The sequence below is a fragment of the Comamonas kerstersii genome (assembly GCF_008801935.1).
GTDB lineage: Bacteria > Pseudomonadota > Gammaproteobacteria > Burkholderiales > Burkholderiaceae_C > Comamonas > Comamonas kerstersii.
In genome coordinates this window covers 25,663-52,053 of record NZ_VZOT01000012.1, presented here as the reverse complement: position 1 = coordinate 52,053, position 26,391 = coordinate 25,663, and the positions used below count along the sequence as shown (strand labels likewise).

Sequence of the window (26,391 nt, the reverse complement as noted above, 5' to 3'; positions counted from 1 at the left end):
TGGATCAGCGGATCCAGGTGATAAAGCCCTGAATCAGGAAGGCATTGACGATGTCAATGAAGAAGGCACCGACCAGTGGCACGATCAGGAAAGCCTTGTGCGAAGGGCCATACTGGTTGGTGATGGCCTGCATGTTGGCCACGGCCGTGGGGGTAGCACCCATGCCAAAGCCGCAGTGACCGGCAGCCAGCACAGCGGCATCGTAGTTCTTGCCCATGATTCGGAAGGTCACAAACATGGCGTACAGCGCCATGACCAGGGTTTGCACGGCCAGGATGATGACCAGAGGACCGGCCAGATCGGTCAGCTCCCACAGCTTGAGCGACAGCAGGGCAATGGCCAGGTAGATCGACAGGGACACATTGCCAAACACGTCAATGGCGCGATCGAACACCTTGAAGCCAAAGATGTAATCCAGCACGTTGCGGATGATCACACCACCGCCCAGACACCACACAAAGGTAGGCAGCTGGATGGCTGTGCCCTTGGTCACGTGGGTCATGAATTCACCAAAGGCCAGACAGGCAGCGAACAGTGCCAGGGTTTCAATGGCAGCGTCGGCAGTGATCAGGCGAGGTGTCTTGCTGGGAGATTCCAGGTTCACGAAGTCGTTCTGCTCATGACCGGCAGCAGGTGTGGAGCCGAGCTGATCGGCTTCGCTGCGTGGCTTGGCCAGCTTGTGCTGGGTGATCAGGCGCTTGGCCAGAGGGCCACCCATGATGCCGCCAATCACCAGACCAAAGGTGGCGCAGGCCATGCCCAGGGTGGTCGCGCCAGTCAGGCCGTGCTGCTGTTCCAGCACCGAGCCCCAGGCACCGGCGGTACCGTGGCCACCAACCAGCGTGATGGAGCCAGCGACCAGACCCACCAGTGGATCCAGACCCAGCGCCTTGGCCAGGCCAATACCCACGGCGTTCTGCACGAGGATGAAGACCACGATCACGCACAGGAAGATCACCAGGCCGATGCCGCCCTGGCGCAGCTTGGCGAAGTTGGCGCTCAGACCAATCGAGGCAAAGAAGGCCAGCATGAAGGCAGTCTGCAGACTGGATTCAAAGCCGAACGACCAGCCCATGGTGGCGTGCAGTATGTAGATGACGGCTGCTATCAGCAGCCCGCCTGCTACGGGTTCGGGAATGTTGAAATCACGCAGAAAGCGTATGCGTGACACCAGGAACTTGCCCAGCAGCAGGACCAGGACAGCCAGTATGAGTGTGTAATTCGTGCTGAAAGTGATATGCATAAATGCTTCTTCCATAAAGCCAAGCACTATCTTGGTGCGCGCAGATGTGCACCAGAAAGCACCGCTATGAGAGGGACGGTCACGGAGCGTTCATCCAGTTATGAGGGAAATGAATCCTTCGTGCTACTAAAAATGTAGTTGCTTTCGCAATTAAATTGAAGCTTAACTGGTTGAATTCTTGATATTCTGAAAAGTTCTTTTTATGACTTTTTCAAATCTTTAAATGCTAAGCAAGCGGTTTAGCTTGGTTTTTTTCGCGCGCTGACTATGCACGAAAGTGAAGCATGGGCGCTGAAATCTACGGGTTATCCCCTCTGGATTTCTCGGTTTGAGAAGGGGTGTCATCGCATTCTGTGCTATGCGAGCGTGTATTTACGTGAGCGTGCGCTTCGGTGTATTCCCATGCCGCTTTTCACGCCTTTTCCCCTGCCAGCGTGATGGGTTGCAGCATGCCTGTGCCTAAAAAATAGAGATGCGTGCCCGGCCCATGCGCTGCGCCTGCTCGCAGGCTGCCTGCGCACGCTCCAGTGCGTGCTGCGGCGCTTCCAGGTGCTGTACGGCAATCACGCCCGCGCTAAAGCTTTGCGGCAGCACCTGCTCATCCAGCAGCAGGGGTCGTTGCTGCAGCGCCATCTGTAGCCGTGCCAGGGCCTGTGCGGCCTGGGTTGGATCGGTTTCCGGAAAGATGATGGCCAGCCGGTGGTCGCTGGTGCGCCCCAGTGCATCCTGTGGCCGTAAGGTGCTGCGAACCAGTCGCGCCAGATGCATCAGGGCCGCGTCATCTGCCTGCATTGAGACGGGTGATGCTGGGTCCTGTGGCGGGTCCACTTCCAGGCAGGCCAGGCTCAAGGGGAAGTGGTGGCGCTGGTTGCGTGCCTGCTCGGTGGCCAGTGCTTCTTCCAGCCCTGCAAGATTGAAGGCGCCGGTGGCGGCATCGTGGCGGGTGATCTGCTGGATTTCCTGCAGGTGGGTGGACAGCTCCAGAATCTTCTGCTCCTGGCTTTCGGCCTGGGCACGCAGGTCGGCCAGCTGAGCCTGAACCATGCGGTTTTCCATGGCCAGCGCCGTGCCGGAGCTCACTACAGCTTCCAGCATCGAGGCCAGCTCGCCCAGATCCTGCGACTGCTGAATCTGCTGCGCGCAGGACTGCAAGGCGCTGGCGTGGGCTTCGCTGAGCTGGCCCAGACGGCTCATCTGCACCGCGTGCTCGCCCAGCAGCTGTTTGAGCTGCTCATGGACTTGTGAGCGGTTGCCTTCAATTTCCAGATGGCGGAACAGCAGGTTCTTCAGGCAGGACTGAATGGTGTCCAGTTGCTGCAGCGTCCATGGCTGGGTGATGGCATCGGTCAGGGCCTGTGCGTGCTGCTGCAGAGAGGCGTCCTGGCGGGCAATGTCTGCAATATGGGTGCAGACCATGCGCAGCAGGGCGTGAATGCAGTGGCGACGCTGGGCCTGGTCTTCGGCGGTGAAGTTCAGCCGGTAGCTGTAGTTGTGCAGCTTGGCTTCCAGGCGTGGCAGTGGCAGGTCGTCATCTGCCAGAAACTCCAGCAGCTGGTCGGACAGCTCTCGCATGCGCTGGTCGGCGCTGCCCAGCACGCTCCTCATGGCCTCCACCATGCGCGCCAGCTGCTGTGCGGTGGATGCAGGCAGGGCATCCACAATCTGCGTCGCCGGGCTGGTGTGGGTGACAGGCGGCTGCGGCGTAATGCCCAGATCGAGCTGGGCGTAATCTACGATGGCGCTTTGCAGTGCGGTCCAGTCCTGGCTTTCTACGGCCTGCTGAAAACTCTGTGCCAGGCGTTTTTGCACCGGGGTCTGCGTGGGCAGAATGCTGGCGATACGGCGCAGCGGTGTCTGCGGAAAGCTGACCTGCGGCAGCAGGCCGGCTACTTCCTCATAGACAGACTGGTAATTGGCAGGCGTAGGCGTCAGTCGCCGGGCGGCCAGCAATTTCAGGGTTTCACGGGCAATGTCTGCAGGGGGTCGGAGTGCCACAGCGGGGTTGTCTCGCAAATCAAAAGCGCAAGTTTCGCAGAGCAGAGGGGCTTTTGCAGCAACTGGCCTGCATGCTCTGGCAAAGAGACGCTCAATGCCTCCTACAATCGTGCTAACTGTTAAAAGCCCATGAAGATTCTTATTTCTAACGACGATGGTTATCAGGCACCTGGAATCATCGCCCTGTACGAAGCTTTGTCTGCGATCGATGGAGTGGACGTGGATGTGGTCGCACCAGAGCACAACAACAGTGCCAAGTCCAATGCCCTGACATTGCACTCCCCCCTGTATGTGCACCATGCGGCCAATGGTTTTCGCTATGTGAATGGCACGCCTGCGGACTGCGTGCATATCGCCATGACGGGCTTGCTGGGGTATCGGCCCAATCTGGTGGTCTCGGGCATCAACAATGGCGCCAATATGGGCGATGACACCATTTACTCCGGCACCGTAGGTGCAGCCATGGAAGGCTTTCTGTTTGGCGTGCCTGCCATTGCCTTCTCGCAGGTGGAGCGCAACTGGGGGGAGCTGCAGTCTGCAGCCCAGAAAGCCAGGCAGATCGTGCAGCAGATGATGCAGCAGCAGCTGATCGGTGCCTCGCCCTGGCTGCTGAATGTGAATATTCCCAACCTGCCGCTGGAGCAGATGGGACAGGTCAAGCTCTGCCGCCTGGGGCGCAGACATTCGGCCGAGCCCGTGATTACGCAGGTCAATCCACGTGGTGAAACCATGTACTGGATTGGCAGCGCAGGTGCGGCCAAGGATGATTCGGAAGGCACGGATTTTCACGCTACTGCACATGGCCATGTCTCCATGACTCCGCTCAAGGTCGATCTGACGGACCACGATCATCTGGTGTACTGGGCGCAGACTGCCTCGCGCCTGGACACTGCCATGCAAGGCGTACAAAAGCAGGAGATGGCATGAGTCGTTCCAAAGGTACAGGCGTGCCTTCCTGGGTGGCATCTTCTGCCGTACCCAAGTCCACGGTGGGTGGTCGCGCGGTGAGCAGCACGGCAGTGCGCAGCCCTGTAGTGCCCGCACCTGTGGGGCTGGGGCTGGACTCGGCCGCTGTGCGCCAGCGCATGGTGCAGCGCTTGGCGGCGGGCGGCATACAGTCGCAGAAGGTGCTCAGCGCCATGGGCCAGGTGCAGCGCCACCTGTTTGTGGACAGCGCGCTGGTCAATCAGGCCTACGAAGACACGAGTCTGCCCATTGGTCTGCAGCAGACCATCTCCAAGCCCAGTGTGGTGGCGCGCATGATTGAGCTGCTAGAAGGAGCAGAGTACGTACGCGCCATGGGGCGCATGGGGCGGGTGCTGGAGATCGGCACGGGCTGTGGCTATCAGGCGGCCGTGCTGGCCTGTGTGGCGCAGCAGGTGTATTCGGTGGAGCGTCTGCGCGGCTTGCATGACAAGGCGCGGAACAATTTGCGTCCCCTGAAACTCACAAATATTCACCTTTTATTTGGGGATGGGATGCTCGGCTATGCGCCAGGAGCGCCATATGCAGGCATCATTTCTGCCGCTGGAGGAGATGCTGTGCCTCAGGCATGGCTGGATCAGCTGGCGATAGGCGGGAGGCTGGTAGCCCCTATCGTGAAGGGCAAGGGACAGCAGGCGCTTTTGGTGATTGATAAGACGCAGCACGGATATACAGAGTCCGTGCTCGAGGCTGTGCATTTTGTGCCCCTAAAATCTGGAATTGCCTGAAAGGGAGTGAATATGTTTTTATCGCGTGGGCTGGGTACTTTGGCAGCAGTGCTGGTGAGCAGTGGTGTGCTGCTGGGGTGCGCCCAGGTGAATAAGGCTCCTGTCGAAGATCGCAGTGAGTCGCGTGCCAGATCAACGGTGGACCCATCCACTTTGCCCGGAGCGGAAAACGCGGGCAAGCCTGGCTATTACACCGTGCAACCCGGAGATACCTTGATTCGTATCGGTCTGGAGCATGGTCAGAGCTGGAAGGACATTGCACGCTGGAGCAACGTGAGCAATCCTGACCTGATTGAAGTGGGTCAGGTGGTGCGTGTGGTGCCGCCCGGCGCGGTGGAGTCTCAGGCCAGCGGTGCACGCCCTGTGACATCGACCTCGGTGCAGGCGGTGACCTTGCCTCCGGCTGGCAGCTCATCCAGCTCATCCAGCTCAGCAGCGGCTGCCAAGCCTGCGGCTACTGCACCTGCTGCCACCACATCGAGCAGCACATCGACGTCCAGCGGTGGCGATGCCAGCGGCCTGGGCTTTATCTGGCCTGCTTCCGGCCCTGTGATTGCTGGCTTTAACGAAGCGACCAACAAGGGTGTGGATATTGCAGGTAAGGCTGGTGACCCTGTGCTGGCTGCCGCCGATGGCCGCGTGGTGTATGCAGGCTCGGGTCTGCGTGGCTATGGTCACCTGGTGATCCTCAAGCACAACAACACCTATCTGACGGCTTATGCCCACAATCAGAAGCTGCTGGTCAAGGAAGACCAGAGCGTCAAGAAGGGCCAGAAGATCGCCGAGATGGGTAGCAGCGACGCAGACCGCGTGAAGCTGCACTTTGAAGTGCGCCGCCAGGGCAAGCCCGTAGACCCTTCGCGCTATCTGCCTGCACGTTGATCACAGCCAGTCACTGGCTTTGTCAGAATGCCCGGTGTCGAGGATGCCGGGCATTTTTTGTTGATTGTTTGAAATAGGATTTTGCGTGACTCAGAACGCTTTGCCTCAGGATGCTGCGGGCCTGCTGGAATCAGAAGACGCTGTAGAGCTGGAAGCTGCAGACGCAGGTGTCGAGCAGCGCGAGCATGTTGTGCAGATGGCGCTGCATGGCGTGCGCCTGGACAAGGCGCTGGTAGAGCTGGTGCCCGAGTTCTCGCGCAGCTATCTGCAGCAATTGCTGGAGCAGGGTGCAGTGCAGCTCAATCGCAAGCCAGCGACCAAGTCCTCCGCCAAGGTCAAGCTCGGTGATGTGATCAGCATCGAAATGCGTCCCACGGCGCAGAGCCAGTCTTTCAAGCCTGAAACCATGGCCCTGGACGTGGTCTATGAAGACGAGCACCTGCTGGTTGTCAACAAGCCCGCCGGGCTGGTGGTGCATCCGGCACCCGGCAACTGGCAGGGCACGCTGCTCAACGGTCTGCTGGCCCACCATGCGGGTGCGGCTGCCGTGCCGCGTGCAGGCATCGTGCACCGTCTGGACAAAGATACCAGTGGGCTGATGGTAGTGGCCAAAACCCGCCAGACCATGGATGCGCTGGTGGCCATGATTGCCCGCCGCGATGTAAGCCGCCGTTACCTGGCGCTGGCACACAAGCCGTGGAAAGGTGCGCAGATGCAGCAGGTCAATGCCCCCATTGGCCGTGACCCGCGCAATCGCCTGCGCATGGCCGTGGTCGATCTGGCGCAGCACCCGGGCAAGGAGGCGCGCACGGACATCACCTGCTGGGATAGCACGGATGCGCACTGCCTGGTGCACTGCAAGCTGCATACCGGCCGCACCCACCAGATTCGCGTGCACATGCTGTCGCTGGGGCATCCACTGGTGGCCGATGCCCTGTATGGCGGTGCGGCGGATGGCGATATGCAGCGCCAGGCCCTGCATGCATTCCGTCTGTCTTTTGTGCATCCGGTGACGGGTGAGAGCCTGGAGCTGTCGGCCGAGCCGCCGCAGGATTTCCTGACTGCGGTGGAAAAACTGCGTCTCAGCTACAATCCCCGCTAACTTGAAGGCAGGTCTTGAAGGTCTGCCCTTGTCATTGGTGTACTTGCCCGTGAGGGTCCGGTCCATCTGTCTTTATCTCTCCGCATGTGAGGCTTCCGCGTCTAAACCATGAATACGGTTGATGCCAAGCGGGTCCTGGAAACCGCCCTGATCTGTGCGCAGCAGCCTTTGCAGCTGCGGGAGTTGCGCGCCCTGTTTGATGACCATCTGGGGGTGGATACGCTCAAGGATCTGCTGCTGTCGCTGCAGCAGGACTGGACGGGGCGCGGCGTGGAGCTGGTGCAAGTGGCTTCGGGCTGGCGCTTTCAAAGCCGCCCCGAGATGCGCAGTTATCTGGATAAGCTGCACCCTGAAAAACCGCCGCGCTACAGCCGTGCGGTGCTGGAGACCCTGGCCATCATTGCCTACCGCCAGCCCGTCACGCGTGGCGATATTGAGGACATTCGCGGCGTGACTGTGAATAGCCTCATCATCAAGCAGCTCGAAGATCGTGGCTGGGTCGAAGAAATTGGTTACCGTGAAACTGTGGGGCGCCCTGCCTTGCTGGCGACCACGCGGCAGTTTCTCGATGACCTGGGTCTGAAGTCGCTGGACGAGCTGCCCATGCTGGATGAGCCAGAAGCGCAGGAGTCGCTCTTTGCCGCGCTGGAAGAAGACGCTGCTGCCAGTGCCGAGCCTCAGCCCCCGGCCGTGCCTGAAGGCGATTTGTTTGCCGAGCCTGCACTGCCCATGGATGCGGTGTTTGTGCCCCTGGCATCAGACAGCGAAGCGGCTGCCCCGCAGACCACCAACGAACAGCCCGAGGCTGAAACGCCTGCTGCTGAACAGTCCGCAGCACCCGCCGAGCCACAGCAAGACTGAACGCAGGCTTGCTGCCCACAATTTGAATGAATGCGTCTGCCGACCACAAGGGCTGGCGCGGAAATGGAAATCATGACCAAAGAAACCAAGCCAGCACGTCGTGCCCCACGTGCCGAAGCAAATACTCCAAAGAATATAGCTCCTGAGGCAGAAGTCATGCAGGTTGAAGATGCCTATGACTTTGAATCCGTTATTTCTGGGGCGCTGGACGCTGCAGAAAATGAAGCGGAAAGCCCTGCTGCCGCTGCCAAGCGTGTGCTCAAGCCTGAAGCGGAGTCGCCCAAGCTGCACAAGGTGCTGGCGCAGGCCGGTCTGGGTTCGCGCCTGGAAATTGAGCGCTGGATTGGCGAAGGCCGCATCACCGTCAATGACGAACTGGCCCACGTCGGTCAACGCATTCAGCTGGGTGACAACATCAAGGTCGATGGCAAGCCCGTCAAGGTGCGTATTGCCCCGCCCGCCGTGCGCGTGCTGGCCTATCACAAGCCCGTGGGTGAGGTGGTGACGCTGGACGACCCCCAGAACCGCCCCACTGTATTCCGTCGCCTGCCCAAGCTGCCGGTGGGTAAATGGCAGTCGGTGGGCCGTCTGGACCTGAACACCGAAGGTCTGCTGCTGTTTACCAACTCCGGCGCACTGGCCAACAGCCTGATGCACCCCCGCTTTGGTCTGGAGCGCGAGTACGCCGTGCGCGTGCTGGGTGCGCTGACCAAGGAAGAAAAGCAGCTGCTGACCACGGGTGTGAAGCTCGAAGACGGCGAAGCCTCCTTTGGCTCCATTGAAGATGGCGGCGGCGAAGGTGCCAACGTCTGGTACCGCGTGACCATCTCCGAAGGTCGCCACCGCGAAGTGCGCCGCCTGTTTGAAGCCGTGGGCCGTGCCGTCAGCCGTCTGATCCGTATCCGCTACGGCGCCATGTTGCTGCCCCGTGGCCTGCGCCGTGGTGCATGGATGGAGCTGGACGAAAAAGATGTGCAGGCGCTGGTCAGCGCCGCAGGTGTGGCCCTGCCCAAGCCCGGCAAGCCTTCGACGCAGAACACGGTGCGCCGTGCTTCGGACCGTGCAGGTTCGCGCAACAAGGCGCGCGTCAATGCGGCAGAGGAAGAGCGCTTCCTGCGTGCCCGCCGCTCTGCCAAGGGTGGCCCCAAGCGCACCAGCAACAACAACTACCAGCTGCCCACCACGAGCAGCAAGCCCGATCCATTGAAGACATCGGTGGGCTACATCGGCAGCGACAGCCTGGCACGTGCGCGTGCCGAGCAAAAGCGCAAGCCCCGTGGCCGCCGCTGATCCATGCAAAAACGCGCTTGCCAACCAGTTTCTAGGGTTGGCAGCGCACCGCTAGAATCAAGGGTTTTGCCGATCCGGCAAAAAATACATCCATTTTCATTAGGAAATCCAAATGGCTATCGAACGCACCCTCTCCATCATCAAGCCCGACGCAGTTGCCAAGAACGTGATCGGCCAGATCTACACACGTTTCGAAAACGCTGGTCTGAAGATCGCTGCCGCCAAGCTGGTGCACCTGTCTCGCCAAGAAGCTGAGCAGTTCTACGCTGTGCACAAGGAGCGTCCTTTCTTCAAGGATCTGGTTGAGTTCATGATCTCCGGCCCCGTGATGATCCAAGTGCTGGAAGGCGAAAACGCCATCCTGAAGAACCGTGAGCTGATGGGCGCTACTGACCCCAAGAAGGCTGAACCCGGCACCATCCGCGCTGACTTTGCTGACAGCATCGATGCCAACGCCGTGCACGGTTCCGATGCTCCTGAAACTGCTGCTGTGGAAGTTGCCTTCTTCTTCCCCGGCATGAACGTTTACGCACGTTAATTGCTGTGAATCCCATGCTGGCCGTGCTTGCTGTTGCGGCGGCACTCCTGCATGGGAGTGTCGCCCTGTGAGTGGTCCGGGGTATTGCTATATGACCACCAATCTACTGAATTTTGACCTCCAGGGCCTTGTCGCCTACTGCGAATCGCTGGGGGAAAAGCGTTTCCGAGCTACGCAACTGTTCCGCTGGATCCACCAGCGCGGTGCGAGCGACTTTGACCAGATGACCGATCTGGCCAAGTCCTTGCGCGAAAAGCTCAAGACCCAGGCTGTGATCGAAGGCCTGCCGGTGATTACCCAGCACGAATCCCAGGACGGCACCATCAAGTGGTTGTTCGACGTGGGTGACGGCAATGCGGTGGAGTCGGTCTTTATCCCTGAAGATGATCGCGGCACGCTGTGCGTGTCCTCGCAAGCGGGTTGTGCGGTGGGCTGCCGTTTCTGTTCCACCGGCCATCAGGGCTTTAGCCGCAATCTGACCACGGGCGAAATTCTTGCCCAGCTGTGGTTTGCCGAGCACTTCCTGCGCAAGCACCTCAAGACCGAAGAGCGCGTGATCACCAATGTGGTAATGATGGGCATGGGTGAGCCCATGCAGAACTACTCCGCCCTGGTGCCCGCGCTGCGCACCATGCTGGACGACCATGCCTATGGCCTGTCGCGCCGCCGCGTGACCGTGTCCACTTCCGGCGTAGTGCCCATGATGGACCGCCTCTCGCAGGACTGCGCCGTGGCGCTGGCCGTGTCGTTGCATGCGCCCAATGATGCGCTGCGTGACAACCTGGTGCCCCTGAACAAGAAATACCCGCTGGACGAGCTGATGCAGGCTGGTCTGCGCTATCTGGAGTTCGCGCCACGCGACTTCATCACCTTTGAATACTGCATGCTCGATGGTGTCAATGACCAGCCCGAGCATGCCCAGCAGCTCATTGCCCTGATCGAGAAATACGGCAAGGGCAAGCCTTGGTGTAAGCTGAACTTGATTCCGTTCAATCCTTTCCCCGCTTCGGGACTGCTACGCTCGTCGAATGCAGCAGTGGCTGCGTTTGCCAAGGCCTTGAGCGATGCAGGCATCGTCACCACGGTACGCAAGACGCGCGGTGACGATATTGATGCAGCCTGCGGTCAGTTGGCTGGTGATGTGAAGGACCGTACCCGTGCGGCAGAACGCATGGCCAAGCAACGTACGATTCCTTTGCAGCCAGTTCGTTAGTCGCTTTTCAAGAAAAAGGATGTGCATGAGTGCTCTCACCTCTCCCGTAAGAAATGCAATGCGTAAAGCCCATTGGGGCGTGCTGGGATTGGTAGGGGCGCTCATGCTCACCGCGTGTGCCTCTGCCCCGCAGGTGCAGCAGCCCCAGGCTCCAGCCTCTGCGGCTGAAGAGCAGCGTCAGCGACTGGCGCAAACCCGCCTGCAGCTGGCGGCGCTGCACTTTCAGGAAGGTCGCAACGATGTGGCGCTCAATGAGCTGGAGCAGTCGCTGCAGGTCCATCCGCGCAATGCGGATGCCTACAACCTGCAGGGCTGGATTCATCTGGCCCGCGAAGACCATGCCGCGGCACGCGCCAGCTTTGACCGTGCGCTGAGCTTGCGTCCCAATGATGCAGACACGCTCTACAACATCGGCTGGCTGCTGTGCCAGCAGCGCCAGTTTGTGCAGGCCGATCAGCACTTCGACGCATCGCTGGCAGCGCCGCGCGGCAGTGATGAAGTGCGCATGCGTGCCTGGCTGGGCAAGGGTGTCTGCCTACGGCAGGGTGGGCGCAACGACAAGGCATTGCCGGCGCTGGAAAAAGCCTACGAACTCGATCCCGGCAACCCTGCGGCTGCCTACAATTTCGCGGACGTCCTGCAGGCCACAGGGCAGGCTGAGCGCGCGCGGTTTTATGTGCGTCGCCTGAATGCTGGCCCCGCAGCTTCTGCGCAGTCGCTGTGGCTGGGCATCAAGGTGGAGCGAAGTCTGGGTGATCGTGCTGAGGTGCGGCAGCTGGCAGATCAATTACACAAGCAATTCCCTGATTCCCAGGAATGGCGATGGTTCGAGCAGGGAGCTTTTAATGAATGAGGTCGTGGTGGAGAGCGCTAATCAACAAAACAGCAGCGATGATGCAGTCATGCAGCCAAGCAGCGGACAGTTGTTGCGCCAGGCGCGTGAGCAGCAGCAGATGACGGTGCAGACCCTGGCCGCCATGCTGAAAGTGCCTGTGCACAAATTGCAGGCTTTGGAAGAGGGTCGCTGGGACGCTCTGACCGACGCTGTGTTCACACGTTCGCTGGCGCTGAGCGTCTGCAGAATTCTGAATATTCCTTCCGAGCCAGTGCTGGCCGGTCTGCCCAAGCTCGAAGGCTCCAAGCTGTCTGCCAACCCCGAAGGCATCAACGCGCCGTTCAAGGACAAGACCTTGCGCTCGCTGATGTCGCCTTCGCATGACAGCAGCTCGGGCAGTGCTTTCAAGATCGTGGCAGCCTTGCTGATTGCCGTCGCTGGCAGCGCAGGCCTGTATTTTTTGCCACAGTGGCAGTCTGAAGAGCAGGAAACTGTTGAGGCAGCGCCTGCCAGTGTGGAGCCTGAGCTGATGTTTGCACCACAGGCGCCTGGTGTCGTGGTGTCTGTGCAGGAGACCACCGTTGCCGAGCAGCCAGCAGCCGCAGCGCAGGAGCCTGCTCCTGCGCCCGCAGAAACGGAAGCTGCTGCGGCTGCAGTGCCGTCTGCTGATGCAGCGCAGCCTGCCGAAGCCCAGGCTGGCGCAGGCCCCCGTCTGCGTTTTGCAGCCAGCGGTGACAGCTGGGTCCAGGTGCGTGATGCGCAGGACAAAGTTGTCATGGAGAAAATGATGAAGGAGGGTGATGTCCTGGACCAGGCCGCACCCAGCCGCCCTCTGAAGGTGGTGGTGGGCAATGCCGGTGCCACCACGCTGGAGGTAGATGGCGCTGCGTTGAACTTGCAGGAGTCTGCCCGTAACAACGTAGCCCGATTTGAGGTGAAGTGAAGTGTCTGACCACACATTCCAGGCGTCGCCCATAGCGATTGCCTCGCCGCTGCCCCGCAAGAGCCGTCAGGCTCGCGTGGTGTGGCGCAACAATATCGTGACCGTGGGCGGTGATGCGCCCGTGCGTGTGCAGTCCATGACCAATACCGACACGGTGGATGCGGTGGAAACCGCCATCCAGGTGCGGCAGCTGGCCCAGGCCGGTTCGGAAATGGTGCGCATCACCGTGAATACGCCCGAGGCGGCTGCGGCTGTGCCTTACATCCGCGAGCAGCTCGACCGCATGGGCGAGTACGTGCCGCTGGTGGGTGACTTCCACTACAACGGCCACCGTCTGCTGACCGATTACCCGGCCTGCGCTGAAGCACTGTCCAAGTACCGCATCAACCCCGGCAACGTGGGCAAGGGCGACAAGAAGGACAAGCAGTTCGGCCAGATGATCGAGATCGCGGCCAAGTACGACAAGGCCGTGCGCATTGGCGTGAACTGGGGCTCGCTCGACCAGGAAATCATGGCCGAGCTGATGGACGCTAACAGCAAGCGTGCCCAGCCCTGGGAAACCCGTCAGGTGATGTACGAGGCGTTGATTACGTCGGCCATCAGCTCTGCCGAGCTGGCGAAGAACATTGGTCTGAACCCTGACAACATCATCCTGTCGTGCAAGGTCTCCGGCGTGCAGGACTTGATTTCTGTGTACCGCGAACTGGCCCGCCGCTGTGACTACGCGCTGCACCTCGGTCTGACCGAAGCGGGCATGGGCACCAAAGGCACGGTGGCTTCCACTGCCGCCCTGTCTGTGCTGCTGCAGGAAGGCATTGGCGACACGATTCGCGTCTCGCTCACGCCCCAGCCTGGTGAAGCCCGTACGCAGGAAGTGGTCGTGGCTTCGGAAATTCTGCAGTCCCTGGGGCTGCGTGTGTTTGTGCCCAGCGTGACGGCCTGCCCCGGCTGCGGTCGCACCACCAGCACCACCTTCCAGGAACTGGCCAAGCAGATTGACGACTACCTGCGCGGCCAGATGCCCGTGTGGCGCATGAAGTACCCCGGCGTGGAAGCCATGAAGGTGGCCGTGATGGGTTGCATCGTGAACGGCCCCGGCGAGAGCAAGCATGCCGACATCGGCATCAGCCTGCCCGGCAACGGCGAAGCGCCTGCAGCCCCCGTCTTCATTGATGGCGAAAAAGCCATGACACTGCGCGGCGAAGGCATTGCTACGGAGTTCCAGCAGATCGTGGAATCCTATGTGCAGCGCCGCTGGGGTGGTGCACAGGCTTAATGAAAACAATAGCGGCTAGCGTTCGTGTATAAAGGCTTTCAAATATAAAACTATCTGAAAACCGCGCTAGATCAGCGTAAGCAGCTCTTATTTTTAAGAGCTGCATTTTTGAGAGAACGACAAAGTGGCAAAGACCGAAAAACTCTCCGCCGTCAAAGGCATGAATGACATCCTGCCCGGTGAATCCGCGCGCTGGGAATGGCTGGAAGCGCAGGTGCGCGATCTGATGGGGCGCTTTGCCTACCGCAATGTGCGCACACCTATCGTGGAGCACACCCAGCTGTTCGTGCGCGGCATCGGCGAGGTGACGGACATTGTGGAAAAGGAGATGTACTCCTTTGAAGACAAGCTCAACGGCGAAAAGCTGACCCTGCGCCCCGAAGGTACCGCCAGCCTGGTGCGCGCCACCATCGAAAACAACTTGCTGTACGACGGCGGCAAGCGCATGTGGTACATGGGTCCCATGTTCCGCCACGAGCGTCCCCAGCGCGGCCGCTACCGCCAGTTCCACCAAATTGGTGCGGAAGCCCTGGGCTTTGCCGGCCCTGATGTGGATGCGGAGCTGATCTTGCTGGCCGTGTCGCTGTGGAAGCGTCTGGGTCTGACCCAGTGGCGCCTCGAAATCAACAGCCTGGGCCAGCCCGAAGAGCGCAAGGCCCACCGTGAGGCGCTGATTGCTTACCTGGAGCAGCACACCGATGTGATGGACGAAGAGGCCAAGCGTCGCATGTACTCCAACCCCCTGCGTGTGCTGGACACCAAAAACCCTGCCATGCAGGACATGGTCAATGCTGCGCCCAAGCTGCTGGACTATCTGGGCGAAGCTTCGCTGGCCCACTTCGACGGTCTCAAAGCCATTTTGGACGCCAACGGTGTGCCATGGACGGTCAACCCTCGTCTGGTGCGCGGTCTGGACTACTACAACCTCACCGTGTTCGAGTTTGTGACCGACCTGCTTGGCTCGCAAGGCACGATCTGCGCCGGTGGCCGCTACGACTACCTGATCGAGCAAGTGGGCGGCAAGCCCGCGCCTGCCGTGGGCTGGGCCCTGGGTGTGGAGCGTGTGCTGGAACTGGTCAAGGAGCTGGGCACCGATATTCCACAGCCTGAGCTGGATGTCTACGCCATCGTGCCAGACGCGGCAGCCATGCCTGTGGTGCTGCGCACCCTCACGCAACTGCGTGAAGTCGGCGTGCGCGCACAGATGCACACGGCGGGCGCCGAGGGCATGGGCTCCATGAAGTCGCAGTTCAAGAAGGCGGATGCCTCGGGTGCACGCTTTGCCCTGATCTTCGGTGGCGACGAGCTGGCACAGGGCATGGTGACCGTCAAGTCGCTGCGCGACGGACAGGGTGCGCAAGTGCAGCAATCGCTGGCCGATGTGGCATCCTGGGCGCTCAGCCTACAATCGAACGCTTAATTTGTTACGACACCAGATATGGCAACGCACCTCGACCTTGAAGAACAAGAGCAACTTGAACAGATCAAGCATTTCTGGAACAAGTGGGGCACGCCCATCACTGCCGTAGCAGTGGTGGTCATGGCCGGTTTTGCGGGCTGGAATGGCTGGCAGTACTGGCAGCAGCGTCAGGCGCTGCAGGCCTCTGCCGTGGCCGATGTGGTGGTTGCCGCGGTGGCCAGTGGTGACCAGGCGCGTGCCTTGCAGGCCTTTGACACCGTCAAGGCTGACTACAAGGGCACGCTGCAGGCCGATCATGCGGCGCTGGTGCTGGCGCAGTCCGAGGTGGATGCCAACAAGCTGGCTGAGGCCAAATCTGCCCTGCAATGGGTGGTGGACAACAGCAAGGACGAGGGCTATCAGGCCACCGCCAAGCTGCGCCTGGCAGCAGTGCTGATGCAGGAGAAGGATCTGGATGCCGCAGCCGCTTTGCTGCGCACCAGCTTCCCCGCAGAATTCAAGGGCTTGGCAGCAGATCGCCTGGGCGATGTGCTGCAACTACAAGGCAAGCCCCAGGAGGCGACTGCAGCCTATCAGGAGGCATGGAAACTGCTTGCTCCGCAAGTGGATTACCGGGCACTGGTGGGCTTCAAGCTCAACGCATTGGGGCAAGCAACTTCTGACTCAGTGATCTCGACGGAGACAAAATAAGTGAATCACAGCGCGCAACACCAACAAGGTTCTCGTTTCTGGAAGACTGCTCAACGGACGGCACTGGCTGCAGTGCTGCTTACAGCCTTGGGCGGTTGTGCGTGGTTTGGATCGAGCAAGGCTCCAAAGCCTCTGGATCTCGGCCCCAATGTGGTGAACTTGCCCGTGCGTCAGGCATGGAAGCTCAGCATCTCCCCCCTTAAGGACAGCAATGTGCGCGCCAGCGTGCAGGGCGACAACGTGGTGATCGCCTCGGCCGATGGTCAGGTGGTCAGCATCAATGCCGCCAATGGCCGTGAAAACTGGCGTGGCCAGGCTGGTCAGCGCCTGCAGACTGGCGTGGGTGCCGATGGCCGTCTGGCTGCCGTTGTGACCTCGGGTAATCAGCTGGTGGTGCTCGATGCTGGTAACAAGCTCTGGAGCAAGCCGCTCAACGCCGCTGCCTATACCGCACCGCTGGTGGCTGGTGGCCGTGTGTTTGTGCTGACCGCAGACCGTGCTGTCTCTGCCTTTGATGCAGAAAACGGTGCGCACCTGTGGACCCAGCGCCGAGATGGTGAGCCGCTGGTGCTGCGTCAGCAGGGCGTGCTCATGCCTTACGGCAACGACTTGCTGGTAGGCCTGTCTGGTCGCCTCGTTGCGATGAATCCCGACAATGGCAACATCGAGTGGGAGGCGCCTATTGCTTCGCCTCGCGGTACCAACGACGTGGAGCGTCTGGTGGATCTGGTCGGTCCTGCCAGCCGTATGAGCAATGCTGTCTGCGCGCGCGCTTTCCAGGCTTCCGTGGGCTGTGTGGATGCGAATGCAGGACGCACGGCCTGGACGCAAACTGCCAAGGGAGCAGTGGGAATTGCAAGTGATGCAGAGTACGTGTTTGGCACGGAAAGCAACGGTATCGTGCAGGCATGGAAGCTGATGGACGGTGAAAAAGGCTGGTCTGTGGACCGCCTGCAGCACCGCAAGCTGACCGCACCGCTGGTGCTGGGACGCTCGGTGGTCACAGCCGATGAGTTTGGTCTGGTGCACATGCTGTCCAAGCGCGATGGTTCACATCTGAACCGACTGACAACTGACGGAACTGGCGTGACCGTGACGCCAGTTGTGGCTGCAGATACTTTGGTCGTAGTGACCCGCGGCGGTAGCGTTTACGGCTTCCGCCCGGATTGATGAATAGTTTTCAATGAAACCAGTTATTGCCCTTGTTGGGCGGCCCAATGTGGGCAAATCCACCTTGTTCAATCGGCTGACAAAGTCCCGCGACGCCATCGTCGCAGACTTTGCCGGTCTGACGCGTGACCGCCATTACGGTCAGGGCAGACAGGGTAAGCACGAGTACATCGTGATCGACACGGGTGGTTTCGAGCCTGATGCCTCTAAGGGCATCTTCAAGGAAATGGCCAAGCAGACCCGCCAGGCTGTCGCTGAAGCCGATGTGGTGCTGTTTGTGGTGGATGCGCGTGATGGCCTGTCTGCACAGGACCATGACATCGGTAACTACCTGCGCCGTCTGGGCAAGCCCTGCGTGCTGGTGGCCAACAAGGCCGAAGGCATGAAGTCCGGCGCCCAGCTGTCTGAGTTCTACGAACTGGGCCTGGGTGAGGTGTACCCCGTCTCTGCCGCACACGGTCAAGGTGTGCGCGGTCTGGTCGATCAGGCGCTGGGCCTGCTGAACCTGCCCGAGGCACCGGAGGACGAAGACACGATTGAGAACGTTGAGGCGCGTCCTGTGCGTCTGGCGCTGGCCGGTCGCCCTAACGCAGGTAAATCCACGCTGATCAATGCCTGGCTGGGTGAAGAGCGTCTGGTGGCGTTCGACATGCCGGGCACCACACGCGATGCGATTTCCGTACCGTTTGAGCGCCACGGTCAGAAGTTTGAGCTGATCGACACCGCAGGTCTGCGCCGCAAGGGGCGCGTGTTTGAAGCCATCGAGAAGTTCTCGGTGGTCAAGACGCTGCAGGCCATTGAAACGGCCAACGTGGTGCTGATGCTGATCGATGCCACCGAAGGTGTGACCGATCAGGATGCACACATTGCGGGCTATATCCTGGAAAGTGGCCGTGCTGTTGTGATTGCAGTGAACAAGTGGGATGCGGTCGATGACTACCAGCGTCAGCTGGTGGAACGCTCCATTGAGACACGTCTGGGTTTCTTGCGCTTTGCGGCCATTCACTTCATCTCGGCGACCAAGCGCCAGGGTCTGGGTCCGCTGTGGGCATCTATCGTGCAGGCGCACAAGGCGGCGACTTGCAAGATGTCGACGCCTGTGCTCACACGCGTGCTGCTGGAGGCTGTGCAGTATCAGACACCTAAGAAGGTGGGTGCATACCGCCCCAAACCACGCTATGCGCACCAGGGCGGCATGAATCCACCCATCATTGTGGTTCACGGCAACTCTCTGGAGCACATTACGGAGGCATACAAGCGTTTTCTGGAAGGACGCTTCCGCAAAGAGTTTGATTTGGTGGGAACGCCTCTGCGGATTGAGTTCAAGACTTCCCATAACCCCTATACCGACTGAGGACGGGAAGCCATTACCATGGCGCTGGTGCGAACGAATCCCTAGGGGACGAGGGAGCACAGAGCGCTGTGGTAAGGTGTCGGTTTACAACAAAATTTCCGAACACGGAGAATATCGTGAGCAATAAAGGTCAACTCCTGCAAGATCCTTTCCTGAACGCACTGCGCCGCGAGCACGTGCCTGTCTCCATCTATCTGGTAAATGGCATCAAGCTGCAAGGTCAGATTGAATCTTTTGACCAGTACGTAGTGCTGCTGCGCAACACAGTGACACAAATGGTCTACAAGCACGCCATCTCCACCATCGTTCCCGGGCGCGCCGTGAACTTCAACGTGGCTGACAACAACGACAACGAGGCAGCGGCCGCTTGAAACTGTTGATTCATCCTTTCCCCGCGCAGCAGCGCGGGGCTGGGGAGGCTTGGATATGAGTGCGTCGTCCAGTTCCTCCCCTGACGCCACCCCTATCGTCCTGGTTGGCGTTGACTTCGGACTTCCCCATTTTGATGCTGAGCTTGAAGAGTTAGGGCTGCTGGCCCAGACCGCAGGCTTGGATCCTGTCGCACGAATCACCTGCAAGCGCAAGACGCCAGATGCCGCTCTGTTTGTCGGCAGCGGCAAGGCGGAAGAAATCCGCATGCTGGCGCAGATGCATGGAGCCCAAGAGGTCCTGTTTGACCAGGCGCTCAGTCCTGCGCAGCAGCGCAATCTCGAAAAATACATGCAGATGCCGGTCAATGACCGTACTTTGCTGATTTTGGAGATCTTTGCGCAGCGTGCACGCAGTCATGAGGGTAAGCTGCAGGTGGAGCTCGCACGTCTGCAATACATCAGCACACGTCTGGTACGTCGCTGGACCCACCTTGAACGCCAGATGGGTGGTATTGGTGGGCGTGGTGGACCTGGTGAAAAGCAGATTGAGCTGGACCGCCGCATGATTGCCGAGGCCATCAAGCGGACCAAGGACAAGCTGCAGAAAGTCAAGAAGCAGCGCCAGACACAACGCCGCCAGCGTGAGCGCAGAGACGTGTTCAACATCTCGCTGGTGGGCTACACCAATGCGGGCAAATCCACACTGTTTAATGCACTGGTCAAGGCGCGGGCCTACGCGGCTGACCAGCTGTTTGCGACCTTGGATACCACCACACGGCAGCTGTATCTGACGGAAGCGCAGCGCTCGGTGTCCTTGTCTGACACTGTGGGCTTTATCCGCGATCTGCCGCATGGTCTGGTGGAAGCCTTCCAGGCCACGCTGCAGGAGGCGGTGGATGCAGACTTGCTGCTGCATGTTGTCGATGCATCGAACGAAACCTTTCCTGAACAAATGGATCAGGTGCGCAAGGTGCTGGGAGAAATCGGCGCGCTGGATATTCCGCAGATTCTGGTGTTCAACAAGCTGGATGCCCTGCCGGATGGGCGCAAGCCTGTGCAGCTGCAGGATACCTACGATGTGGACGGTGTGGCCGTGCCTCGTGTCTTCGTCAGTGCGCGTTCAGGCGAAGGCCTGACGCAGCTGCGCCAGATGCTGGCCGATGCTGTACTGTCCAGCAAAGGTGCTGCGGATGCATCGCAGGAAGATGAAAGCCTGCAGTTGCCGCCAATTTCCCCAGAAGAAGACGATGATTGAGCAAAGCGCCTGATTGAAGATTGGGCACAATGCCATTTGGTTCATAGCAATACCAATTGAGACTTTTCGCATGAATTTCCTGAATCGCGCCCCTCGATGGGCAGTGCTGCCAGAACGCTTGCGGGGGATGTTCAATCTGAATGATCCCCGCTGGGGCCGTGGAGAGGACAACAACACGCAGGGCGAGGGTGAGCAGCGCCCGGATTCTGACCGTCCGGTTCCGCCGCCTTCTTCGCAACAACCCTCCCAAGGGCGTAACAACCAGGCGGGTCAACCACCGGATCTGGATGAACTGTGGCGTGACCTCAACCGTAAGCTCTCGGGCTGGCTGGGTGGCGGCAACAAGCCACCACGCGGTGGTTCACAGGGTGGCAGTCAGCCTCCTGAGATGAAAGGTGCAGGTCTGGGCGTGGGTCTTATTGGCGGTGTGGCCGTGCTGGTGTGGCTGTGCTCTGGCTTTTTCATCGTGCAAGAAGGTCAGCAGGCGGTGATTACACAGTTTGGCAAGTACCACTCCACAGTCGGTGCGGGCTTTAACTGGCGTCTGCCATGGCCTATCCAGAGCGATGAACTGGTCTATGTGTCGCAAATTCGCTCGGTGGAAGTGGGTCGTGACAACATCGTCAAGGGTACAGGGCTGCGTGATTCGGCCATGCTGACCAAGGATGAGAACATCGTCGAAATCAAGTTCGCCGTTCAGTACCGTCTGAATGATGCGCGTGACTGGCTGTTCCAGAGCAAGAACCCTGATGTGGCAGTGGTGCAGGCGGCTGAAAGCGCAGTGCGCGAAGTCGTGGGCAACATGAAAATGGATGCTGCGCTGGCCGACGAGCGTGACCAGATTGCGGCCCGCGTGCGTGATCTGATGCAGAAGATTCTGGATCGCTACAAGGTGGGTGTGGAAGTCATTAGCGTGAACCTGCAGCAAGGCGGTGTACGTCCTCCTGAGCAGGTGCAGGCTGCGTTTGACGATGTGCTCAAGGCAGGTCAGGAACGCGAGCGTGCCAAGAATGAAGCCCAGGCCTATGCCAACGACGTGGTGCCTCGTGCCCGTGGTACTGCAGCGCGTCTGAAGGAAGAGGCAGATGCCTATCGCAGCAAGATCGTGGCGCAGGCTGAAGGTGATTCACAGCGCTTTGTGCAGCTGCTGCCTTCCTACCAGAAGTCTCCGCAAGTCATGCGTGATCGCATGTACACCGATGCCATGAAAGAAATTTACGGCAACGTGACCAAGGTGCTGGTGGATTCCAACAAGGGCTCCAACCTGCTGTATCTGCCGCTGGACAAGATCATGGATAGCGCCAAATCGCAGCAATCCTTCACATCGGAAGATGCTGCGCATGCACCTGCATCGAGTGCATCCGGCAATAGCAATGCGGCGGCAGGCACTTCACGTGCACGTGAAGTAAGCCGTTCGCGTGATCGCGATCCACGCTGAGGAGATAGCTTGTGAATAGAGTTGGATTTATCGCATCTACGCTGCTGGTGGTGATTGCGCTGGCAAGTTCGATGCTCTTTATCGTGGATCAGCGCCAGTTCGGTGTGGTCTATGCACTGGGACAGATCAAGTCGGTGATTACCGAGCCCGGTCTGCACGTGAAATTGCCACCACCTTTCCAGAACGTGCGCTATATCGACAAGCGTCTGCTGACGCTGGATAGCTCGGACGTTGAGCCCATGCTGACCGCTGAAAAGCAGCGCGTGGTGATCGACTGGTATGTGCGTTGGCGCATCTCTGACCCACAGGAGTACATCCGTAATGTGGGGCTGGACGAAGCCGCTGGTGCAGCGCAGCTCAACCGTGTGGTGCGCAATGCCTTCCAGGAAGAAGTGAACAAGCGCACCGTGCAGGAGCTGCTGTCTTCGCAGCGTGAGTCTTTGATGGCTGACGTCAAGAAGGAAGTGCTGGAAGCCGTGAACGGCAGCAAGCCTTGGGGTATTGATGTGGTGGATGTGCGTATCACCCGTGTGGACTATGCGGAAACGATTACCGAGTCCGTATTCCGCCGCATGGAAGCGGAACGCAAGCGCGTGGCCAATGAGCTGCGCTCCACAGGTCTGGCCGAAGGTGAAAAGATTCGTGCGGAAGCCGACCGTGAGCGTGACATCACCATTGCCAATGCCTACCGTGATGCCCAGAAGGTCAAGGGTGAAGGTGATGCTGAAGCTGCTCGCATTTATGCAGATGCCTTTGGCAAGGAACCCAAGTTTGCGAACTTCTACCGCAATCTGGAAGCCTACAAGCAGACCTTCACCAGCAAGGGTGATGTGGTGGTGGTGGACCCCTCCAGCACAGAGTTCTTTAACGCTTACCAGGGCTCGACCAAGTCTGACAAGTAAGCGGCTGGCCTGAAAAGTCCGATAGGGCGCTGCATGGCGACATGCCAGCCCCGCACAAAGCCAAGACGTTGCTGCAAGCACGATCTTGGCTTTGCTTTTTATGGGAGGTTCTTTATGGGCTATCGCACTCTGAGTGGCTTTGCTGTCCCGTATGCAATAACGTGCATCGTGGGTGGGCCTTAAGCCTTTATTAGGGATGGGTGTTGATAGCCGATAGAATCACGTTTTTAACAGCTGCTCCATTTTTTCCATGTCCGCTTGGGTCCTGCCGGATCATATTGCCGATGTCCTGCCTTCTGAGGCACGGCATATCGAAGAGCTGCGTCGAGGATTGCTCGATACGGCACGCAGTTATGGGTATGAATTGGTCATGCCCCCGCTCCTGGAGTATCTGGAGTCTTTGCTCACCGGCACGGGTGAAGCACTGAACTTGCAGACGTTCAAGCTGGTGGACCAGATCTCTGGTCGTTCCCTGGGCTTGCGCGCAGACATGACGCAGCAGGTTGCACGTATCGATGCACACCTGCTCAATCGCCAGGGTGTCACACGTCTGTGCTATTGCGGCCCTGTACTGCATGCAACACCAGATCGCCCACGTGCAACACGTGAGCCTCTGCAGTTTGGTGCAGAAATTTACGGTCATGCAGGCCCTGAAGCGGATATTGAAGCGCTGAGTCTGGCGCTGGCCTGCGTGCAAGGCGCAGGGGTAAAAGATTTCACCGTTGACCTGGCAGATGTGCGCATCGTGCGCAGCCTGCTTGCAGGTGTAATGGTTGAGGCCAGCGTGCTGCAGAAAGTGCATGCGGCACTGGCTGCCAAGGATGCTACAGCGCTGGCTGCGCTCACCAAGAATTTTCCCCAATCTTCGCGTGAAGGTCTGCTGGCACTGCTGCAGCTGTATGGGGATGTGGCTGTACTGGATGAGGCAGAAAAAGCACTGTCGCACACGCCTGGTGCGCAGCATGTGCTGCAGCATCTGAAATGGTTTGCGGCGCAGTTCCCCGATGCGAATGTGACATTCGATCTGGCAGATCTGCGCGGCTACTCTTACTACAGCGGTACACGTTTTGCGTTGTACGCCCCGGGTGCCAGCGATGCGCTGGTGCGTGGTGGTCGCTACGACGAAGTCGGTGCCGTATTTGGACGCAACCGCCCTGCGGCGGGCTTCTCGCTGGACATCAAGCAGCTGGTGTCGGTGGTGCCATCGCGTCCGCTGCGGGCGGCCATCCGCGCTCCCTGGGGAAATGACGCACAACTGAGTCTCACTATTGCGCAGCTGCGTAGCCAAGGTGAGACTGTGGTGTGTGTGCTGCCCGGGCACGAGAGCGAGGTGGACGAATTCCACTGCGACCGAGTACTGGTGCAAAGCGCCGGTCAATGGGTCGTTCAAGCCATCTAAGGCATTTTCCAATTCATCGGATTTGAGATTATGAAAGCAACCAAAGGTCGCAATGTGGTCGTCGTTGGCACCCAATGGGGCGACGAAGGCAAGGGTAAATTGGTCGACTGGCTGACCGAAAGCGCCCAAGGTGTGGTGCGCTTCCAGGGCGGCCACAACGCTGGTCACACTTTGGTGATCAACGGTGTCAAGACCGCGCTGCACCTGATTCCCAGCGGCATCATGCGTCCCGGCGTGAAGTGCTACATCGGCAACGGTGTGGTGCTGTCCGTGGGTAAGCTGTTCGAGGAAATCGAAGGTCTGGAAAAGGCTGGCGTGCAAGTGCGTGACCGCCTGCGCGTGTCGGAAGCCTGCCCCTTGATCCTGCCTTTCCACCAAGCACTGGACGTGGCCCGTGAAGCGGCCCGTGAACAAGGCGGTGTGCAAAAGATTGGTACGACCGGCAAGGGTATTGGCCCTGCTTACGAAGACAAGATTGCCCGCCGTGCGCTGCGCGTGCAGGATCTGAAGTACCCAGAGCGCTTTGCCACCAAGCTGCGCGAGCTGCTGAGCCTGCACAACCATATTCTGGTGAGTGTGCTGGGTTCCAAGAACTTTGACTTTGGCGCCGCACTGAGCCCTTACATGAAGGATGGCGAAGTGCAGTTTGATGCGGTGTACGACGAAGCCATGCGCCATGCAGAGCTGCTCAAGCCCATGATCGCTGACGTGTCGCGTGAACTGAACGACCTGCATGCCGAAGGCGGTAATCTGCTGTTCGAAGGTGCACAGGGCACACTGCTGGACGTAGACCATGGCACCTACCCCTACGTCACATCGTCCAACTGCGTGGCTGGTAACGCTGCCGCTGGCGCAGGCGTTGGCCCCGGCATGCTGCACTATGTGCTGGGTATTACCAAGGCCTACTGCACACGCGTGGGTGGCGGTCCATTCCCCACCGAGCTGGAATGGGAAAAGGAAGGCACACCAGGCTGGGTCATGTCTACCGTGGGTGCTGAAAAAGGTGTGACTACCGGCCGTTCGCGCCGCTGCGGCTGGTTTGATGCTGCGCTGCTCAAGCGTTCGGCCCAGATCAACGGTCTGTCCGGTCTGTGCATCACCAAGCTGGACGTGCTGGACGGCATTGAAGAGCTGCAGCTGTGCGTGGGCTATGAGCTGGACGGCGAGAAAATCGACATCCTGCCTCTGGGTGCTGACGACATCGAGCGTTGCAAGCCTATCTACGAATCCATCCCTGGCTGGACGGATTCGACCGTGGGTGTGACCGACTACAACGCGCTGCCTGAGAACGCTCGCCGTTATCTGAAGCGTATTGAAGAAGTGACGGGTGTGCCAATTGCCATGATTTCCACCAGCCCTGACCGTGCGCATACTATCCTGATGCAAAACCCCTACGCAGCGGCGTAGCCGGTATTGCCTCTATAAACACGCTCCTCGCGCAATTAAACAGGAATACCTACCATGTTGACTGAAGACGGCAAGCACCTGTACGTCAGCTATGACGAATACCACGGTCTGATTGAAAAGCTGGCCCTGAAAATCCACCAGTCCGGCTGGGAATTTGACACCATCTTGTGCCTGGCCCGTGGCGGCCTGCGCCCCGGTGACATTCTGAGCCGCATTTTCGATAAGCCCCTGGCCATCATGTCGACCAGCTCCTACCGTGCAGAAGCTGGCAAGGTGCAAGGCCATCTGGACATCGGCCGCTTTATCGCCACACCCAAGGGCGAGATCGCGGGTCGTGTGTTGCTGGTGGATGACCTGGCGGATACTGGTGTGACACTGAACGCCGTGGTCAAGCGTCTGAAGGAAAACTACGCTCCCATCACCGAGCTGCGTACAGCCGTGATCTGGACCAAGGGTGTGTCCAGCTTCAAGGCTGACTACTCTGTGGAAGACCTGCCGACTAATCCCTGGATCCACCAGCCTTTTGAAGGCTATGACAACCTGACGCCTGCCAAGCTGATGGAAAAGTGGAAGCTGTAAGCACGGCTTCTACGGTCTAAGACGCTTCCAAGCAAAATGCCAGTCAGTGTTTGCACTGGCTGGCATTTTTTATGTGCACGCAGCGTTGAGCTGCGAAAGAGGGGGCTTCAGGCGCGAAGGCGAATGCCTGCGCTCTGGGCCAGAGTCTGCAGACTCATATAGTTCTTCTGCTGTTTCAGCTCCAGTTCTGGCAGCGCCTGCTGCAGCATGGCGTAGAGCTCTTCCTTGACGCGCAGCTTCTGTTTTTTCAGCTGTTCAATTTCCAGCTGCAGGCTGGGGGACTTGCGATCGAGCAAAGCCTGAATCTCTGCATCCAGCGTGCTGTGTTTGTCGCACAGGTAATCAAAGCGTTTGTCACGTGCTCGCAGCTGCTTAATCTGTTCAGGGTATTCGGTGAACATAAGCTTCCTTTCGTCATGAAGACATGTCGGGTACCGAGGGCACCACGGCTGAATCTTGCAGTGCAGCAACATCCAGTGCACAAAAACAAAGAGCACCACGAGGGTGCTCTTTGCT

At 59.4% G+C, this 26,391-nt stretch carries 25 protein-coding genes; 22 read left to right on the top strand and 3 right to left on the bottom strand.

Translation table 11 applies throughout. The annotated features are described in order from the left end of the window. Positions 1-4: 4 nt before the first annotated feature. Positions 5-1,243 carry a sodium/glutamate symporter gene (gltS, locus tag F7P80_RS13780; RefSeq protein WP_054066443.1) on the bottom strand — a complete coding sequence of 413 codons (1,239 nt, stop codon included), beginning with the start codon at positions 1,241-1,243 and terminating at the stop codon, positions 5-7. A 459-nt stretch (positions 1,244-1,702) separates the two neighbouring features. Then, a complete protein-coding gene (locus tag F7P80_RS13775; protein ID WP_151045546.1) occupies positions 1,703-3,238 on the bottom strand; it encodes a GGDEF domain-containing protein in 1,536 nt (511 codons plus the stop codon). 129 nt (positions 3,239-3,367) lie between these two features. On the opposite strand from F7P80_RS13775, the gene surE reads away from it, so the two are divergent. The 22 genes from surE (at position 3,368) to F7P80_RS13665 (ending at position 25,875) form a co-directional block, all read left to right on the top strand. Continuing rightward, complete coding sequence (gene surE / locus F7P80_RS13770; RefSeq protein WP_054066424.1) at positions 3,368-4,165, top strand: 5'/3'-nucleotidase SurE; 798 nt, start codon at positions 3,368-3,370, stop codon at positions 4,163-4,165. After that, positions 4,162-4,950, top strand: a complete 789-nt coding sequence (locus F7P80_RS13765; protein ID WP_151045544.1) for a protein-L-isoaspartate(D-aspartate) O-methyltransferase — start codon at positions 4,162-4,164, stop codon at positions 4,948-4,950. Before surE ends, F7P80_RS13765 begins: the two co-directional genes overlap by 4 nt. 12 nt (positions 4,951-4,962) lie before the next feature. Continuing rightward, the gene (locus tag F7P80_RS13760; protein ID WP_151045543.1) at positions 4,963-5,832 is read left to right on the top strand and encodes a peptidoglycan DD-metalloendopeptidase family protein; all 870 of its coding nucleotides are present in this window, start codon (positions 4,963-4,965) and stop codon (positions 5,830-5,832) included. Positions 5,833-5,917: 85 nt separating this feature from the next. Beyond that, entirely contained in the window at positions 5,918-6,934 is a 1,017-nt protein-coding gene (locus F7P80_RS13755; RefSeq protein ID WP_417034586.1) for an RluA family pseudouridine synthase, read from the top strand. A 108-nt stretch (positions 6,935-7,042) separates the two neighbouring features. Then, a complete protein-coding gene (gene scpB, locus F7P80_RS13750; RefSeq protein WP_151045541.1) occupies positions 7,043-7,795 on the top strand; it encodes an SMC-Scp complex subunit ScpB in 753 nt (250 codons plus the stop codon). Positions 7,796-7,825: 30 nt separating this feature from the next. Beyond that, on the top strand, positions 7,826-9,085 hold the full coding sequence (locus F7P80_RS13745) for a pseudouridine synthase (RefSeq protein ID WP_080025131.1): 1,260 nt from the start codon (positions 7,826-7,828) through the stop codon (positions 9,083-9,085). A gap of 112 nt (positions 9,086-9,197) precedes the next feature. Further along, complete coding sequence (gene ndk / locus F7P80_RS13740; protein ID WP_054066418.1) at positions 9,198-9,623, top strand: nucleoside-diphosphate kinase; 426 nt, start codon at positions 9,198-9,200, stop codon at positions 9,621-9,623. A 91-nt stretch (positions 9,624-9,714) separates the two neighbouring features. Further along, positions 9,715-10,836, top strand: a complete 1,122-nt coding sequence (gene rlmN, locus F7P80_RS13735) for a dual-specificity RNA methyltransferase RlmN (RefSeq protein WP_151045539.1) — start codon at positions 9,715-9,717, stop codon at positions 10,834-10,836. 58 nt (positions 10,837-10,894) lie between these two features. Continuing rightward, positions 10,895-11,689: a type IV pilus biogenesis/stability protein PilW gene (pilW, locus tag F7P80_RS13730; protein WP_211372043.1), complete on the top strand. Its 795-nt coding sequence runs from the start codon at positions 10,895-10,897 to the stop codon at positions 11,687-11,689. Then, entirely contained in the window at positions 11,682-12,614 is a 933-nt protein-coding gene (locus F7P80_RS13725) for a helix-turn-helix domain-containing protein (RefSeq protein WP_151045537.1), read from the top strand. Before pilW ends, F7P80_RS13725 begins: the two co-directional genes overlap by 8 nt. 1 nt (position 12,615) lies before the next feature. Further along, complete coding sequence (gene ispG / locus F7P80_RS13720; RefSeq protein ID WP_054066414.1) at positions 12,616-13,890, top strand: flavodoxin-dependent (E)-4-hydroxy-3-methylbut-2-enyl-diphosphate synthase; 1,275 nt, start codon at positions 12,616-12,618, stop codon at positions 13,888-13,890. Between the two features lie 124 nt (positions 13,891-14,014). Beyond that, a complete protein-coding gene (hisS, locus tag F7P80_RS13715; protein ID WP_054066413.1) occupies positions 14,015-15,310 on the top strand; it encodes a histidine--tRNA ligase in 1,296 nt (431 codons plus the stop codon). A gap of 18 nt (positions 15,311-15,328) precedes the next feature. Then, a complete protein-coding gene (locus F7P80_RS13710) occupies positions 15,329-16,000 on the top strand; it encodes a YfgM family protein (RefSeq protein ID WP_058879626.1) in 672 nt (223 codons plus the stop codon). A gap of 72 nt (positions 16,001-16,072) precedes the next feature. After that, on the top strand, positions 16,073-17,170 hold the full coding sequence (gene bamB / locus F7P80_RS13705; RefSeq protein ID WP_249041479.1) for an outer membrane protein assembly factor BamB: 1,098 nt from the start codon (positions 16,073-16,075) through the stop codon (positions 17,168-17,170). A 13-nt stretch (positions 17,171-17,183) separates the two neighbouring features. Beyond that, complete coding sequence (der, locus tag F7P80_RS13700) at positions 17,184-18,524, top strand: ribosome biogenesis GTPase Der (RefSeq protein WP_151045535.1); 1,341 nt, start codon at positions 17,184-17,186, stop codon at positions 18,522-18,524. A 116-nt stretch (positions 18,525-18,640) separates the two neighbouring features. After that, entirely contained in the window at positions 18,641-18,895 is a 255-nt protein-coding gene (gene hfq / locus F7P80_RS13695; protein WP_054066409.1) for an RNA chaperone Hfq, read from the top strand. A 55-nt stretch (positions 18,896-18,950) separates the two neighbouring features. Next, positions 18,951-20,150: a GTPase HflX gene (gene hflX, locus F7P80_RS13690; protein ID WP_151045533.1), complete on the top strand. Its 1,200-nt coding sequence runs from the start codon at positions 18,951-18,953 to the stop codon at positions 20,148-20,150. Between the two features lie 70 nt (positions 20,151-20,220). Then, positions 20,221-21,588, top strand: a complete 1,368-nt coding sequence (hflK, locus tag F7P80_RS13685; RefSeq protein WP_151045531.1) for an FtsH protease activity modulator HflK — start codon at positions 20,221-20,223, stop codon at positions 21,586-21,588. A gap of 11 nt (positions 21,589-21,599) precedes the next feature. Continuing rightward, positions 21,600-22,490, top strand: a complete 891-nt coding sequence (gene hflC / locus F7P80_RS13680) for a protease modulator HflC (protein ID WP_054066406.1) — start codon at positions 21,600-21,602, stop codon at positions 22,488-22,490. A 250-nt stretch (positions 22,491-22,740) separates the two neighbouring features. Then, positions 22,741-23,889 carry an ATP phosphoribosyltransferase regulatory subunit gene (locus F7P80_RS13675; protein ID WP_054066405.1) on the top strand — a complete coding sequence of 383 codons (1,149 nt, stop codon included), beginning with the start codon at positions 22,741-22,743 and terminating at the stop codon, positions 23,887-23,889. A gap of 30 nt (positions 23,890-23,919) precedes the next feature. Beyond that, positions 23,920-25,296, top strand: a complete 1,377-nt coding sequence (locus F7P80_RS13670; protein WP_151045529.1) for an adenylosuccinate synthase — start codon at positions 23,920-23,922, stop codon at positions 25,294-25,296. Positions 25,297-25,350: 54 nt separating this feature from the next. Beyond that, positions 25,351-25,875: a phosphoribosyltransferase gene (locus tag F7P80_RS13665; RefSeq protein WP_151045527.1), complete on the top strand. Its 525-nt coding sequence runs from the start codon at positions 25,351-25,353 to the stop codon at positions 25,873-25,875. 107 nt (positions 25,876-25,982) lie between these two features. Here the strand turns inward: F7P80_RS13665 and F7P80_RS13660 are convergent, their stop codons facing one another. Next, positions 25,983-26,276 (bottom strand): HP1242/YdcH family protein, encoded by a 294-nt coding sequence (locus tag F7P80_RS13660; protein WP_170265390.1) that lies wholly within the window; start codon positions 26,274-26,276, stop codon positions 25,983-25,985. Positions 26,277-26,391 lie beyond the last annotated feature (115 nt).

What these genes read in the sequence shown, in the direction of transcription:
- gltS (WP_054066443.1), bottom strand. Translation starts at nt 1,243, where the DNA reads ATGCATATCACTTTCAGCACGAATTACACACTCATACTGGCTGTCCTG.
- surE (WP_054066424.1), top strand. Translation starts at nt 3,368, where the DNA reads ATGAAGATTCTTATTTCTAACGACGATGGTTATCAGGCACCTGGAATC.
- F7P80_RS13765 (WP_151045544.1), top strand. Translation starts at nt 4,162, where the DNA reads ATGAGTCGTTCCAAAGGTACAGGCGTGCCTTCCTGGGTGGCATCTTCT.
- F7P80_RS13760 (WP_151045543.1), top strand. Translation starts at nt 4,963, where the DNA reads ATGTTTTTATCGCGTGGGCTGGGTACTTTGGCAGCAGTGCTGGTGAGC.
- scpB (WP_151045541.1), top strand. Translation starts at nt 7,043, where the DNA reads ATGAATACGGTTGATGCCAAGCGGGTCCTGGAAACCGCCCTGATCTGT.
- F7P80_RS13745 (WP_080025131.1), top strand. Translation starts at nt 7,826, where the DNA reads ATGCGTCTGCCGACCACAAGGGCTGGCGCGGAAATGGAAATCATGACC.
- ndk (WP_054066418.1), top strand. Translation starts at nt 9,198, where the DNA reads ATGGCTATCGAACGCACCCTCTCCATCATCAAGCCCGACGCAGTTGCC.
- rlmN (WP_151045539.1), top strand. Translation starts at nt 9,715, where the DNA reads ATGACCACCAATCTACTGAATTTTGACCTCCAGGGCCTTGTCGCCTAC.
- pilW (WP_211372043.1), top strand. Translation starts at nt 10,895, where the DNA reads ATGCGTAAAGCCCATTGGGGCGTGCTGGGATTGGTAGGGGCGCTCATG.
- F7P80_RS13725 (WP_151045537.1), top strand. Translation starts at nt 11,682, where the DNA reads ATGAATGAGGTCGTGGTGGAGAGCGCTAATCAACAAAACAGCAGCGAT.
- F7P80_RS13710 (WP_058879626.1), top strand. Translation starts at nt 15,329, where the DNA reads ATGGCAACGCACCTCGACCTTGAAGAACAAGAGCAACTTGAACAGATC.
- der (WP_151045535.1), top strand. Translation starts at nt 17,184, where the DNA reads ATGAAACCAGTTATTGCCCTTGTTGGGCGGCCCAATGTGGGCAAATCC.
- hflX (WP_151045533.1), top strand. Translation starts at nt 18,951, where the DNA reads ATGAGTGCGTCGTCCAGTTCCTCCCCTGACGCCACCCCTATCGTCCTG.
- hflK (WP_151045531.1), top strand. Translation starts at nt 20,221, where the DNA reads ATGAATTTCCTGAATCGCGCCCCTCGATGGGCAGTGCTGCCAGAACGC.
- F7P80_RS13675 (WP_054066405.1), top strand. Translation starts at nt 22,741, where the DNA reads ATGTCCGCTTGGGTCCTGCCGGATCATATTGCCGATGTCCTGCCTTCT.
- F7P80_RS13670 (WP_151045529.1), top strand. Translation starts at nt 23,920, where the DNA reads ATGAAAGCAACCAAAGGTCGCAATGTGGTCGTCGTTGGCACCCAATGG.
- F7P80_RS13665 (WP_151045527.1), top strand. Translation starts at nt 25,351, where the DNA reads ATGTTGACTGAAGACGGCAAGCACCTGTACGTCAGCTATGACGAATAC.
- F7P80_RS13660 (WP_170265390.1), bottom strand. Translation starts at nt 26,276, where the DNA reads ATGTTCACCGAATACCCTGAACAGATTAAGCAGCTGCGAGCACGTGAC.